Source organism: Mesorhizobium sp. 10J20-29, assembly GCF_054130485.1.
Map to the genome: position 1 here is coordinate 412,485 of NZ_CP199156.1, position 13,929 is coordinate 426,413.

Here is a 13,929-nt window from a genome sequence, read left to right on the forward strand (position 1 = left end):
TACCTAACGGCATGCACCAACCGTCTTGACGCCGTGGTGAAAATATTGACGTAGGCACTGCGTGCCGTCATACCGGCTGTTGCGGCGCGTCAGAAGAAACTTGGGAAAACCGGCGCTTCCGCCAGATCGGGGAGGAATGCATGGCAGGGCTGCTCGCTCTATCCAGTGCCATTGATCGCGTGAACGAATTCATCGGCAAATGGGTCTCCTGGCTGATCCTTGTCGCGATCCTCGTCAGCGCCGTCAACGCGGTGATCCGCAAGACCTTCAACATGTCGTCGAACGCCTGGCTCGAACTGCAGTGGTACCTGTTCGGCGCCGCCTTCCTGCTCGCCGCCGCCTACACGCTGCGCCAGAACGAGCATATCCGGATCGACATCATCTACGGCATGTGGTCGCGCCGGGTTCAGCACTGGATCGACCTCTTCGGGCACGTCTTCTTCCTGATGCCCTTCGTCGTGCTGATGATCTTCTACTTCGTCCCCTACGTCTCCCTGTCCTACAGGATAGGCGAGGTGTCGACCAATTCCGGCGGGCTGATCCTGTGGCCGGCAAAGATGCTGCTCTTGATCGGCTTCGTGCAGCTCGGCTTCCAGGGCATTTCCGAGATCATCAAGAAGATCGCCATCATGACCGGCAAGATGGATGACCCGACCCCCTTCATCTCGGCGCACGAGCAGGCCGAGATCGAAGCCAAGGCGCTCGCCGGAGACCTCCGTTCATGATCGAGTTTGTCGCGCACAACATGGCGCCGATCATGTTCCTGTCGCTCATCGTGTTCATGCTGCTCGGCTATCCGGTGGCATTCTCGCTGGCCGCCAACGGGCTGATCTTCTTCTTCATCGGCGTCGAGCTGGCGCCCTATTCCAACGAGATCTCGCTGGCCTGGCCGCTGCTCTACGCATTGCCGGAGCGGTTCTGGGGCATCATGTCGAACGACACGCTGCTCGCCATTCCCTTCTTCACCTTCATGGGCATCGTGCTCGAACGATCCGGCATGGCCGAGGACCTGCTCGACACGATCGGCCAGCTGTTCGGCCCGATCCGCGGTGGTCTTGCCTATGCCGTCATCCTGGTCGGCGCGCTGCTTGCGGCCACCACCGGCGTGGTTGCCGCCTCGGTCATCGCCATGGGCCTGATCTCGCTGCCCATCATGCTGCGCTACGGCTACGACCGCCGCATCGCGACCGGCGTCATCGCCGCGTCCGGTACGCTGGCGCAGATCATCCCGCCCTCGCTCGTCCTCATCGTCCTGGCCGACCAGCTCGGCCGCTCGGTCGGCGACATGTACAAGGGCGCCCTGATCCCCGGCCTCGTGCTCACCGGCCTCTATCTCGGTTATGTCGTTCTGATGTCGATCATCCGGCCGAAGTCCATGCCGGCACTGCCGAAGGAGGCGCGCACGCTTGGCTCGGGCGTCGCGTCGCTGTTCGTCGCCATGGCCGTCACCGTCATGGTGACCTACGCTGCGACACAATTGCTGAGCGGCTGGGCCGGCAACAATGCCGGCATCTGGGGCGCTGCCTCCGGCATCACCGTCATCTACGCGGCGGCCGTCGGCGACAAGGGGCTGGGCTTCGGCATCATGTCGAGGCTGACCCAGCAGGTCATCATCGTGCTGATCCCGCCGCTAGCGCTGATCTTTCTGGTGCTCGGCACGATCTTCCTCGGCATCGCCACGCCGACCGAGGGCGGCGCCATGGGCGCCGTCGGCGCGCTCGCCATGGCTGCCGGCAAGCGCCGCCTGTCGCTCGACGTCGTCAAACAGGCGCTCGCCTCGACGACGCGGCTGTCCTCCTTCGTGCTGTTCATCCTGATCGGCGCACGCGTATTCTCGCTCACTTTCTACGGCGTCAACGGCCATATCTGGGTCGAGCATCTGCTGACCTCGCTGCCCGGCGGCAATGTCGGCTTCCTGATCGCCGTCAACATCCTGGTCTTCTTCCTCGCCTTCTTCCTCGACTTCTTCGAACTGGCCTTCATCATCGTGCCGCTGCTGGCGCCCGCCGCCGACAAGCTCGGCATCGACCTGATCTGGTTCGGCGTGCTGCTCGGTGTCAACATGCAGACCAGCTTCATGCATCCGCCCTTCGGTTTCGCGCTTTTCTACCTGCGCTCGGTCGCTGCGCGCGTGCCCTATCTCGACCGGGTAACCGGCAAGAACATCCAGCCGATCACCACGGGGCAGATCTACTGGGGCGCCGTGCCCTTCGTCTGTATCCAGGTCATCATGATCGGCCTCGTGATCGCCTTCCCGGAGATGGTGATGCACTACAAGGGCAAGGTCGTCGATCCGGGCAGCGTCGAGATCGTCGTGCCGCCCTTCGGCGGCGGTGGCGGCCTCGGCGACGGCGGCTTCGGCCTTGGTGCGCCATCCTTCGGCGACCCACCGCCGGCCGATCCGGCGGCACCGGCCGATCCCGCGGCGCCGCCCCCGATCGACATGTCGAAGCCGCCAAGCTTCAACTGAGACTTCGCCGGCCTTGGGGCCGGAAACAAAAAACCCCGGAGCTCGCTCCGGGGTTTTTCTTGTCGGGTCGGGTCGATCCGATCAGAGCTTGCCGTTGCGCTGCTGGATCATCATGAAGGTGTCGTAGGTGTATTCCGACAGCTGCGCCCAGAGATAGGCGTCCTTCTTGAACGCCTGCTGGTTGTCGTAGATCTTCTTGAACATCGGGTTGCTGGCGTTGATCTCTTCATAGGTCGAGATCGCCGCGTCGTAGCAGGCCGACAGGATCTCCTGGCTGAACGGCTTGAGCTGCGCACCGCCCGCCACCAGCCGCTTGATCGCCGCCGGATTCTTGTGGTCGTAGCTCGCCATCATGTCGCAATTGGCCGCCTCGCAGGCCGAGGCCAGCACCGCCTGGTAGCTCTTCGGAAGCTCGTTCCACTTGCCGAGATTGACCATGGCGTGCAGCGCCGAGCCGCCTTCCCACCAGCCGGGATAGTAGTAGTAGGGCGCGACCTTGAAGAAGCCGAGTTTCTCGTCGTCGTAGGGGCCGACCCATTCGGCGGCGTCGATCGTGCCCTTCTCGAGCGACGGGTAGATGTCGCCGCCGGCGATCTGCTGCGGCACCAGCCCGAGCTTCTCCATGATCTTGCCGGCAAAGCCGCCGACGCGCATCTTGAGGCCCTTGAGATCTTCGACGGTGTTGATTTCCTTGCGGAACCAGCCGCCCATCTGGGCGCCGGTGTTGCCGCAGGGCATGCCGTAGAGGCCCTGCGTGGCGTAGAACTCGTTCATCAGCTCGTTGCCGCCGCCATAATAGAACCAGCCATTGTTCTGGCGTGCATTGAGGCCGAAGGGGATGCAGGTGCCGAAGGAATAGGTTGGGTCCTTGCCCCAGTAATAATAGGAAGCGGTGTGGCACATCTCCACGGTACCCGCGGCCGCAGCATCCGCTGCCTGTAGGCCGCCGACCAGCTCGCCGGCCGCGAAGACCTGGATATCGAAGTTGCCGTCGGTCGAATCGCGCACGAAGTTCGCCATCGTCTCGGCAGCGCCGAAGATGGTGTCGAGTGCCTTTGGAAACGACGACGTGCAACGCCACGACACTTTCGGCATAGACTGTGCAATCGCCGGCGCTGCCAGCGCCGTGGCTGCCGCGGTACCCGCACCGGCAAGACCGGCTTTCTTGATAAATGAACGACGATCCATGTAACCCTCCCAGATCGGTTGCTGGCGTCCGAGATCCGATGTTTCGGTTGTTCCCTCGCCATCGACCAATCAATGCATGCAGGACCCCGCAAGTCCAGCCGCATGACGGAACCCGCGGACCGGGGCGCAAGAAAAAGGCCCAGCACCTTTCGGAACCGGGCCTCTTCTATATCTGGACCGCAGCAGAAGGCCGCGGCAGCTCTGACTAGAGCTTGCCGTTGCGCTGCTGGATCATCATGAACGTATCATAGTTGTACTCTGCGATCTGCGCCCACAGGTAGTGGTCCTTGCGGAACGCTGTGATCGAATCCCAGATCTTCTTGAAGCCGGGGTTGGTCGACGTCATCTCGGCATAGACCTCGTTGGCCTTGTCGAAGCAGGCCGACAGGATCTCGGGGCTGAACGGACGCAGCTGCGCGCCGTTTGCCACCAGGCTCTTCACCGCAGTCGGGTTCAGGTAGTCGTACTTCTGCAGCATGTTGGCGTCGGCCGCCTGGGCGGCGGTGCGCACCAGCGACTGGTAGTTCGCCGGCAGGCTCTCGAACTTTTCCTTGTTGAACATCAGGTGGACGGTCGGGCCGCCTTCCCACCAGCCGGGGTAGTAGTAGTAGGGCGCAACCTTCTGGAAGCCGAGCTTCTCGTCGTCATAGGGGCCAACCCATTCTGCAGCGTCGATGGTGCCCTTCTCGAGTGACGGATAGATGTCGCCGCCGGCGATCTGCTGCGGCACGACGCCGAGCTTTTCCATCACCTTGCCGGCGAAACCGCCGATGCGCATCTTGAGGCCCTGCAGGTCGGCCACCGTGTTGATCTCCTTGCGGAACCAGCCGCCCATCTGCACACCGGTATTGCCACCTGGGTAGCCGACCAGACCCTGGGTGCCGAGGAACTCGTTGAACAGCTCGATGCCGCCGCCATGGTAGTGCCAGGCGTTCATGCCGCGCGCGTTGAGCGCGAAGGGAACGGCAGCACCCAGCGCCCAGGCAGGGTCCTTGCCCCAGTAGTAGTAGGAGACGGTGTGGCAGGCCTCGACCGTTCCGGCTGCGGTAGCGTCAGCCGCCTGCAGGCCCGGAACCAGCTCGCCGCCGGCAAAAACCTGGATCTCGAAATTGCCGTCGGTGGCTTCCGACAGCATCTTCGAGAAGACCTCGGCACCGCCATAGATGGTGTCGAGCGACTTCGGGAAGGACGAGGTCAGGCGCCAGGTGATTTTCGGGTTCGACTGCGCGATAGCGGGTGCGGCAAGCGTGGTGGCGGCGGCGGCGCCGGCGCCGGCCAGGCCAGCCTTAGTGATAAATGAACGACGGTCCATGCATTTCCTCCAGATGATTGGGTGCCCGGCGCGGGTGGGATTTGTGAGCGCCAGATCGTCGGCATCAATGCATGCCGAAAGCGGCTAAGTCTAGCGCAGAATGCCGGCAAGGACGGCGTTGGAACGATTGAAATTGCAGGACAAACCCGCCCGTACGACTTTCGTCTAAGCTCTGCCGCAACGGCAGGAACCGCAGTCTTGGAACGGACGGCGAAATAGCCTAAATAAGAGGCAGAAATCGGCCCTGCCGCGCCCAACAGGAAATCCACATGATCCAGCCCCTCGTCGCCGTGTCGACCGACGTCCGCCACGTCGACAACTACACTTGGCACGCCGCGCCGCAGCAATATCTCGAGGCGGCAATTTCCGGCGCCGGCGTCTTCCCGGTGCTGGTGCCGTCTTTCGGCGACCGGCTCGACCTCGACCAACTCCTGGACTCGGTCGACGGCGTCATGCTGACCGGCTCGAAGTCAAATGTGAACCCCGAACTCTATGGCGGCGACGCAAGCGAGGCCAACGGCCCCTACGATCCCGACCGCGATGCGACGACCCTGCCGCTGATCCGCAGGGCGATCGAGCGTGGCGTACCGCTGCTCGCGATCTGCCGGGGCATCCAGGAACTCAACGTCGCGCTCGGCGGCACCCTGGCCACCGAGATCCAGGAGCGCGAGGGAGCACTCGACCACCGGGCGCCCGTATCGGACAACCAGGACGAACGCTTCGCGATCCGCCAGAGCGTCTCGATCAAGCCAGGCACGTGCCTGGCGGGCGTCTTCGGCGCCGGCGAGATCATGGTCAACTCGGTGCACCGCCAAGGCGTCGACCGGCTCGGAGACCGGCTGGAGATCGAGGCCGTCGCCGACGACGGCACGGTCGAAGCAGTGTCGGTAAAGGGTGCGCGCGCCTTTGCCGTCGGCGTCCAGTGGCACCCGGAATACTGGGCCGCCACCGACAGCAATTCGGCGAAGATCTTCAAGGCATTCGGCGAGGCGGTCCGGGCGCACGCCATGGCCAGGGTCGGCGCACGCACCGCGGCGGAATAGGCTTCAGCCCGCCACGCGCACCTCGACCGGTCCGCCTCGGGATGCCGGCTGCGGGAACAGCTTCTTGACCATCATCCCGATCTCTTCGGCAGTGTGGCCTTCAGCCACCTCCAGAAAGTGAACGCCAGCCTTGCGCAGCGCCTCGCGCTTGATGGCGTCGCGCGCGGCAGCGCTGCCCTGATGATGCCCGCCGCCCTGATACTCGATGGCAGCAACCGGTTCGCCGTAGGGTCCCATAATCAGGATATCGACGCGCTTGCTGTTTATCGAGGCAAACGCCTTGCTGTCATTCGAGCCGATGACTTCGCCGAGGCTGGTCTGCGACAGTACCCGGCAGCCGTTGCGCTGGGCTTGCACTTCCGACTCAACGATCCGGAAGACCCTGTACTCCGACTTGCTCATCACCTTCTTCTTAAAGAAATCCGCGCTCATGACATGTCTGAGTTGGCTAGCCGAGTCGCCCAGCGACGTGTCCGGCACGGAGCTGGGAAACGCTCGCCCGCGCCATGACTTCGCAGTAAGGCCTTTTCGCTCGCGCTGGGTGACGAATAGAAACAACGCGATGAACGCCACGGCCGCCAGTGCGCCGAGTAGCAGAAAATCCAGCTGGAACGAAGATCCGTCGACCTGAATAACCATGACCGCTCAAGATAGGCGGCCTGCGTTATCTTTAACTTTGCATTTTTGCTTCAATTCGATCCATTGAAGACTGTTACTACTGCCTACCGCCCTTTCGGCTTCACGTCCGCTGTCTCCGGCACGGCGGTAATGGCGCGGCCCTTCGTGAACCAGCTCTCAAGATTGTCGGCGACAAGGTCGGCCATTGCGTTGCGCGTATGCACCGAGGCTGAGCCGACATGCGGCAGCAGCGACGCGTTGGGCAGGTCGAGCAGCGCCTTGGGCACGTGCGGCTCGTCGGCGAAGACGTCGAGGCCGGCTGCCAGGATGGTGCCGTCGGCGAGCGCCTTGGCTAGCGCCGTCTCGTCGACCGTGGTGCCACGCCCGATATTGACGAACACGCCGTTCGGTCCCAGCGCCTTCAGCACCGTCATGTCGACGGCCTTAAGCGTAGAGGCGCCGCCGGGCACCACCGAGATCAGCGTGTCGACGGCTTCGGCGAGCGATACCAGAGTCGGATGGTAGTCATAGGCCAGTCCCTCGACCTGCCGACGATTGTGATAGGCAACGCTCAGCCCGAAGGCTTCAAGCCGCCTGGCGATGGCTTGGCCAATGCGGCCCATGCCGAAGATGCCGGCGCGGCGGCCGCGCAGCGTGGCGCCGGTCAGCGGATAGGCGCCCTCGCGCTCCCAGCGGCCGGCGCGCAGATAGGCCTCGGCGCGCGGCAGTTCGCGTACCGTGTTGATGAGCAGTCCAAGCGCGGTATCGGCGACCTCCTCGGTCAGCACGTCGGGCGTGTTGGTCACCATGACGCTGCGGGTGGCCGCATGGCGGGCGTCGACCGAATCGTAGCCGACTCCGAAACTGGCGATGATTTCGAGGTTGGGCAGCGCATCGATCAGGGCGGCGTTGACACCACCGAAATTGGCAATGCCGCGCACGCTGCTCGCCATGTCGGGTGTGACGAGCGCCGGGTCGCCACGCGCGATGCGCGCCAGGGTGAAGCTGCCGGGAATGCGCTTGGCCGCCTGTTCGGAGAGGCCGCCGACGCCAAGGACGGTGATTTCACGAAGGCTGGTCGGACTGGTCATGCACGCTCCACTGGGTTTCCGGTCGATTGCCGGACATGCAGTTCCGGCTTGATGAGTTCCTGCGAGGCACGCACCGACTGGCCGCCGAGCCTGTCGAGCAGCGCCCGCGCCGCGCGGCGACCGACTTCGCGCTGGCCGTTCCAGACGGTGGTGAGCGCCGGCGTCGCGATCGCAGCTTCCTCCAGATCGTCGTAGCCGGTGACCGAAATGTCCACCCCCGGAACGAGGCCGGCGCGCGCGATGCCGTTCATCAGGCCGATGGCGACGAGGTCGTTCCAGCAGCACGCGGCGGTGGGGCGGTCCTTCAGCGCCAGGAACTGGCCTGCCGCCTCGAAGCCCGCCTGTTTGGTGCGCGGGCCGGGAATGCGCCAGGATGGCTTGACCTCGAGGCCGGCGGTTTCCATCGCCGCGACGTAGCCCTGGTAGCGGTCGCGCCCAGTCGAGGTCTGGTCGGTGCCGCCGATCATGGCGATGCGCTTGTGGCCAAGCGAGATGAGGTGGTTGGTAGCAAGCCCGGTACCGTAGGAATCATCGCCGCGAAAGACCGGCACCTGCGCGCCCTCGACGGTACGCGCGATCAACACCGCCGGCAGGCCGTTCTCCTCGGCCATGACGATGTCTTCGGGCGGCGTGCCGATGGCCGGCGACATGATGACGCCGTCGGCTCCAAGCTGCAGCAGCGTGTCAACGAAGGTGCGCTGCTTTTCGAGCTGGTCGTAATGGTTGGACAGGATGAAGGTCTGCCGGCTGCGGTCGAGCTCGCTTTCGATCGAGCGCAGGATCTCGGCGAAGAACGGGTTCATGATGTCGTGCACGACGACACCGACGATACCCGAACGCGAGGTGCGCAGGCTGGCGGCCCGCCGATTGTAGATGTAGCCGATGAGGCGTGCGTGGTCCTTGATGCGGTCGCGCGTGCTGTCGGCGACGAGCGGGCTGTCGCGCAGGGCCAGCGATACGGTCGCCGTCGAGACGCCAAGCGCGTCGGCGATCGTGGAAAGCTTGATCTTTTGTGCCAGTGCGCCCTCCAGGCCTGCCCGCCGACGATCGGCTTTTAAACAGTTTAAAGTCGGGCTTATGCCATCGAACAGTGCAGGGTCAAAGCTTTTTTGCCAGGTCGCTGTCCTCGGCGTTGGGTGCTGTACGGCTCTGCAGCCTCAGCCGGTGCTCGCGGTGGACGATGTAGAGGCCGCTCGCCACGATTATCGTGGCACCGCCGATCGTCCAGAGATCGGGCAACTGGGCGAAAAACAGGAAGCCGAAGGCGATCATCCACACCATCTGCATGTAGGGATAGGGTGCCAGCGCCGTGGTGGTCGCCTGCTTGTAGGCGTTGATCAGAAACCAGTGACCGAAGCCGCCGAACAGGCCGAGCGACAGCAGCACCAGCCAGTGAAAGGCGTCGGGCGGCAGCGATGCGGTGAAGGGCACGACAGGCAGCATCATCACGACGGGCGCCAGCGCCGAATAGAAAATCAGGCTTTCGGCCGATTCAGTCGCCGTCATGTGCCGGGTGGTGATGACATAGAGGCAGTAGCTGAGCGTCGCGCAGAGCGCGTAGACATGGCCGATCTCGAAGGCCGCATAGCCCGGACGCGTGATGACCAGCACGCCGGCGAAGCCGGAGCCGATCGCCGCCCAGCGCCGCCATCCCGCCCACTCGCCGAGCAGCGGTCCGGCCAGCGCCGTGATGACCATCGGCGCGAAGAAGAAGATCGATGTCGTCTGCGCCAGCTGCAGCGTGTTGAGCGCGAGGAAGTTGAAGAAGGTCGATCCGAACAGGAAAACGCCGCGCAGCATCTGCATGCGCAGGCTGCTGGTGCGGAACATTGCCGTGTTGTTCCAGGAGCGGAACAAGAGCAGCACGAGCGAGACGTGAACGACGAAGCGCATCCACGCCACGAAGGGCGCCTGCATGCCCGACAGCACCAGATATTTCGCGCCGCTGTCCAGGCAGGCGAACAGGAAGACGGCGCCAAGTATCAGGAAGATCGCGGCTGGCGGCGTCGCAGTATCGGATGAGATTTGGGGAGGCTTCAAAGACCGGGTCGCATTCTGACGTTACCCAAGGCTTTTCTGCCATGCCGGAGCCGGCTGCAAGCGCAAACGGAGATTTCCTTTGCGAAAAGGCCGCTTAATCGTCGCTGTCGTCCTCGGCGTCTGCCTCGTCGAACTCGGCATCCGACAGGTTCGCCTCGATGCGTGCAAGCAGCTTCGACAGAGCTTTCTGGTCCTTCTTGTCCAGCCCCTTGAGCGCCTGTTTCTCGGTCTTGCGCAGCGACTTCTCGATCGCCTTGATGGTCTCGCGGCCGGATTCGGTGAGGAAGATGTGCGCCTGCCTGGCATCCTGGTCCGAAGCCTTCTTGTCGAGAAAGCCCTGCGCCTGCAGCCGATTGATGGTCTTGGTGATGGTCGGCGGGCGCACGCCGAGCCGGCTCGCCAGCTGGCCGGGCGTCTGTCCGTCGTCTTGGTTGAGCGCGATCATGATCTGGTCCTGCCCGGCGTAGAAGCCATGCGCCAGCAGCCTTGCGGCAAGTGCGGTTCGCGACAGTCGGGCGGCCGAATGCAGCCGGCTCATTGTTGCGCCCTTGTTGTGCTTGGCCATCTGGTTCCCCCGTTCAGCGCGCCAGGCGCCGATTGGCGCCATCATCCGCGATCGCTTTCCTGCCGACGCACCCACACTACCCGGGACGACGTTGCGAAAACCACTTTGCCGGCAAGGCAAATTGCAATCGCAGAGCCTAATGCCAGACGCAGATAACAGTTAGATGACAAACGAAAGACGGGTTCTGCTTTTCCACCGCGCGCTGCGGTCGTCGTTCAGGCGTTCTGTCCGGCTGACCAGCCGGACGCCCAGGCCCATTGGAAATTATAGCCACCGAGCCATCCCGTCACGTCGACTACCTCGCCGACGAAATAGAGACCGGGCACGGTCTTCGCCTGCATCGTCTTCGAATCGAGATCGCGTGTGTCGACGCCCCCGAGCGTCACCTCCGCCGTGCGGTAGCCCTCCGAGCCCGCCGGCTTGACGCGCCAGCCATTGACCGCCTCGGCGACCTTGCGCAGCGCCTTGTCGGGCAGGTCGGCCATGTTCCCGGCAAGCCCGAACTGCTGCGCCAGCACCTGGGAGAGCTTTTTCGGCAGGTGCTCGGCAAGGGCGGTCTGGACAGCCTGGCGGCCATTCCGGGCTCTTGCGGCGCGCAGCGCCTCGAACACGTCGACCGAGGGCAGCATGGCGATCGCGATCTCGCCGCCCTCTCGCCAGTAGGAAGAGATCTGCAGGATGGCCGGGCCGCTGATGCCGCGATGCGTGAACAGGATCGCTTCCGAAAAGGAAGTCTTGCCGCAACTGACCCGCGCTTCCTCGACAGCGATGCCGGTGAGCGGCTTCAGCCGCTCCAGCGTGTTGGGGTCGAAGGTCAGCGGCACGAGCGCCGGCCGCGTTTCGACGATGCGCAGGCCGAACTGCCCGGCGATCTCGTAGCCCAAGCCGGTGGCGCCCATCTTCGGGATCGACTTGCCGCCGCAGGCGACGACGAGCGATGAACAGGCAATTTCACCATCGGCAAGGATGACCGAGAAGCCGGCTTCGGTTTTCCCGATGCGCCCGACGGTGATGCCGAGCCTCAACTCCGCGCCGTATCGTTCCATTTCACCGCGCAGCATGGCGATGATCTGCGTCGCCGAGCCGTCGCAGAACAGTTGCCCGAGCGTCTTCTCGTGATAGGCGATGCCATGCGCCTCGACCAAGGCGATGAAATCGCGCGGACGGTAGCGCGACAGCGCCGAAATGCAGAAATGCGGGTTCTGCGACAGGAAGTTCTTCGGACTGGCATGGATGTTGGTGAAGTTGCAGCGGCCGCCACCCGAAATGCGGATCTTCTCGCCCGGTGCCGCGGCATGTTCGACGACCATCACCGAGCGGCCGCGTTTGGCAGCCTCGATGGCGCACATCATGCCAGCAGCACCCGCGCCTATGATCAGGACGTCGACCGTCTCCAATTCCGCAACCTCGCCTTCTTTCGTTCGCATGACCGCGCCGATGGCCGCCTGACCCGATCCGCGGACCGCTTTGGCTGATGCAAAAGCGGCGTCGCCACACTATATGAAGCGTCTGTTCGCAAGAGGCTCCCATGACCGAATCCCAGACCCAAATACCCGTAACCGTGCTCACCGGCTATCTCGGCTCGGGCAAGACGACGCTGCTCAACCGCATTCTGTCGGAAAACCACGGCAAGCGTTACGCGGTGATCGTCAACGAGTTCGGCGAGATCGGCATCGACAACGAGCTGATCGTCGAATCGGACGAAGAAATCTACGAGATGAACAATGGCTGCGTCTGCTGCACGGTGCGCGGCGACCTGATCCGCGTCGTCGAGGGCCTGATGCGCCGGCCCGGCCGCTTCGACGCCATCGTGGTGGAGACGACTGGCCTCGCCGACCCGGTGCCGGTGGCGCAGACCTTCTTCATGGACGAGGACGTGCGCACCAAGACCAAGCTCGACGCGGTCGTCGCGCTGGTCGACGCCAAGCACCTGCCGTTGAGACTCAAGGACTCGCGCGAGGCCGAGGACCAGATCGCCTTCGCCGACGTTGTCGTGCTCAACAAGACCGACCTGGTGACGCCCGAGGAACTGGCCGATGTCGAGGCGACGATTCGCGCCATCAACCCGACGGCGAAGATCCACCGCACGACGCGCGCCGGAGTCGCTCTCGACCAGGTACTCGATCGCGGCGCCTTCGACCTCAGCCGGGCGCTCGAGAACGACCCGCATTTCCTCGACGGTGATCATGACCACACGCATGGCGACCACGACCACGTGCATGACGAGAATTGTGGCCACGACCATCACCATGAGCACGGCGACGCTTCGCCGATCCACGACGTGACGGTGCAATCGGTGTCGTTGCGCGGTGGCGAGATGGACCCGAAGAAGTTCTTCCCCTGGATCGAGAAGATCACCCAGATGGAAGGCCCGAACATTTTGCGGCTGAAGGGCATCATCGCCATCAAGGACGATCCGGACCGCTATGTCATCCAGGGCGTCCACATGATCATGGAGGGCGACCACCAGCGCCCCTGGAAGGACGGCGAGAAGCACGAGAGCCGACTGGTCTTCATCGGCCGCGAGCTCAGCACCGAGCGGCTGCAGCGCAGCTTCGAAGCCTGCCAGGCGTGATCCGGAACGATGCCGACAGTCGCTCCGCTTGATCTCGACGGCCATTGCGTCAGGGCCGTCTTCCTCCACGACGTGCCGCATTTCGCGCTGGCCGACGGCACCATCCACCGGCTCGATCACGGCCACAAGTGGCAGGAGGTGCATGACGGGCTGCTTGCCGCCACGCTCGACCAGCCGAAAGGGCGGCTGATCACCGGCGGCGAGGACGGCAAGGTGTTTTCGTCCGCTGGTGACACGAGCGAGCTGCTCGCCGAGGTCGGCTGCAAATGGATCACCAGCGTGGCGAGTGGCCCGCAGGGCGCCATCGCCTACGCCACGGGCAAGACCGCCTTCGTGCGCTTCGCCGACGGCAAGGTGAAGGAATTCCAGCATCCGCGCTCGGTCGAAGGACTGGCCTTCTCGCCCAAGGGCATGCGCTTCGGCGTCGCCCGCTACAATGGCGCGACCCTGCATTTCCCTGCGACCGACGGCAAGCCCGTCGAGCTCGAATGGGCCGGCGCCCATACCGACATCACCTTCTCGCCGGACGGCAATTTTTTGGTCACCACCATGCAGGAGAACGCGCTGCATGGCTGGAAGCTCTCCGACGGCAAGCACATGCGCATGAGCGGCTACCCGGCCAAGGTGAAGAGCCTGTCGTGGAGCGCCAAGGGCAAGTGGCTGGCAAGCTCCGGCGCGCAGGCGGCGATCGTCTGGCCGTTTTCCGGCAAGGACGGCCCGATGGGCAAGGCACCGCTCGAACTTGGCACGCGGGGTAACGCCATGGTGACGGCGGTCGCCTGCCACCCCAGCCAGGATGTCGCGGCGATCGGTTATGACGACGGCATGGTCATGGCGGTGCGCTTTGCCGACCTTAAGGAAGTGTTGCTGCGGCGCCCCGGCAAGGGCGCCATCACCTCGATGATGTGGGACCGCGAGGAGCGTCGGGTGGTTTTCGGCTCGGAAACCGGCGACTGCGGCGTGATCGACATCGCCGGCTAGCGCAGCCACTGATGCCTTCCTGCCCTGCGACCCCGTCGCGTCCGCC

13 protein-coding genes are annotated in these 13,929 nt (G+C 64.1%); 5 read left to right on the plus strand and 8 right to left on the minus strand.

The window, feature by feature from the left end:
- Window positions 1–140: 140 nt before the first annotated feature.
- Both ACT2BZ_RS02015 and ACT2BZ_RS02020 read left to right on the plus strand, forming a co-directional pair.
- Window positions 141–725, plus strand: coding sequence for a TRAP transporter small permease subunit (locus ACT2BZ_RS02015; protein WP_457938908.1), 585 nt, complete (start codon window positions 141–143; stop codon window positions 723–725).
- Complete coding sequence (locus ACT2BZ_RS02020) at window positions 722–2,470, plus strand: TRAP transporter large permease (protein ID WP_457938909.1); 1,749 nt, start codon at window positions 722–724, stop codon at window positions 2,468–2,470. The genes ACT2BZ_RS02015 and ACT2BZ_RS02020 overlap by 4 nt, the downstream gene beginning before the upstream one ends.
- 81 nt (window positions 2,471–2,551) lie before the next feature.
- Here ACT2BZ_RS02020 and ACT2BZ_RS02025 read toward each other — a convergent pair whose 3' ends face one another.
- Together ACT2BZ_RS02025 and ACT2BZ_RS02030 are read right to left on the minus strand one after the other, a co-directional pair.
- Window positions 2,552–3,658 (minus strand): TRAP transporter substrate-binding protein, encoded by a 1,107-nt coding sequence (locus ACT2BZ_RS02025; protein WP_457938911.1) that lies wholly within the window; start codon window positions 3,656–3,658, stop codon window positions 2,552–2,554.
- A 205-nt stretch (window positions 3,659–3,863) separates the two neighbouring features.
- Complete coding sequence (locus ACT2BZ_RS02030) at window positions 3,864–4,970, minus strand: TRAP transporter substrate-binding protein (protein ID WP_457938913.1); 1,107 nt, start codon at window positions 4,968–4,970, stop codon at window positions 3,864–3,866.
- A 269-nt stretch (window positions 4,971–5,239) separates the two neighbouring features.
- Between ACT2BZ_RS02030 and ACT2BZ_RS02035 the strand changes: the two genes are divergently transcribed.
- Window positions 5,240–6,013: a gamma-glutamyl-gamma-aminobutyrate hydrolase family protein gene (locus ACT2BZ_RS02035; protein ID WP_457938914.1), complete on the plus strand. Its 774-nt coding sequence runs from the start codon at window positions 5,240–5,242 to the stop codon at window positions 6,011–6,013.
- A 3-nt stretch (window positions 6,014–6,016) separates the two neighbouring features.
- Here the strand turns inward: ACT2BZ_RS02035 and ACT2BZ_RS02040 are convergent, their stop codons facing one another.
- From ACT2BZ_RS02040 to ACT2BZ_RS02065, 6 genes are all read right to left on the minus strand, one after another.
- Entirely contained in the window at window positions 6,017–6,652 is a 636-nt protein-coding gene (locus ACT2BZ_RS02040) for a DUF2726 domain-containing protein (protein WP_457938916.1), read from the minus strand.
- Between the two features lie 83 nt (window positions 6,653–6,735).
- A complete protein-coding gene (locus ACT2BZ_RS02045) occupies window positions 6,736–7,722 on the minus strand; it encodes a 2-hydroxyacid dehydrogenase (RefSeq protein WP_457938917.1) in 987 nt (328 codons plus the stop codon).
- Window positions 7,719–8,741 (minus strand): LacI family DNA-binding transcriptional regulator, encoded by a 1,023-nt coding sequence (locus tag ACT2BZ_RS02050; RefSeq protein ID WP_457941449.1) that lies wholly within the window; start codon window positions 8,739–8,741, stop codon window positions 7,719–7,721. The genes ACT2BZ_RS02045 and ACT2BZ_RS02050 overlap by 4 nt, the downstream gene beginning before the upstream one ends.
- 79 nt (window positions 8,742–8,820) lie before the next feature.
- Window positions 8,821–9,762, minus strand: a complete 942-nt coding sequence (locus ACT2BZ_RS02055; RefSeq protein WP_457938918.1) for a DMT family transporter — start codon at window positions 9,760–9,762, stop codon at window positions 8,821–8,823.
- A gap of 94 nt (window positions 9,763–9,856) precedes the next feature.
- The gene (locus ACT2BZ_RS02060; protein WP_457938920.1) at window positions 9,857–10,327 is read right to left on the minus strand and encodes a MarR family winged helix-turn-helix transcriptional regulator; all 471 of its coding nucleotides are present in this window, start codon (window positions 10,325–10,327) and stop codon (window positions 9,857–9,859) included.
- Between the two features lie 215 nt (window positions 10,328–10,542).
- Complete coding sequence (locus ACT2BZ_RS02065) at window positions 10,543–11,724, minus strand: NAD(P)/FAD-dependent oxidoreductase (RefSeq protein WP_457941450.1); 1,182 nt, start codon at window positions 11,722–11,724, stop codon at window positions 10,543–10,545.
- Between the two features lie 131 nt (window positions 11,725–11,855).
- Here ACT2BZ_RS02065 and ACT2BZ_RS02070 point away from each other — a divergent pair, with 131 nt between their 5' ends.
- Both ACT2BZ_RS02070 and ACT2BZ_RS02075 read left to right on the plus strand, forming a co-directional pair.
- The gene (locus ACT2BZ_RS02070) at window positions 11,856–12,902 is read left to right on the plus strand and encodes a CobW family GTP-binding protein (protein WP_457938921.1); all 1,047 of its coding nucleotides are present in this window, start codon (window positions 11,856–11,858) and stop codon (window positions 12,900–12,902) included.
- 9 nt (window positions 12,903–12,911) lie between these two features.
- Window positions 12,912–13,883: a WD40 repeat domain-containing protein gene (locus ACT2BZ_RS02075; RefSeq protein WP_457938923.1), complete on the plus strand. Its 972-nt coding sequence runs from the start codon at window positions 12,912–12,914 to the stop codon at window positions 13,881–13,883.
- The last annotated feature ends 46 nt before the right edge of the window (window positions 13,884–13,929 follow it).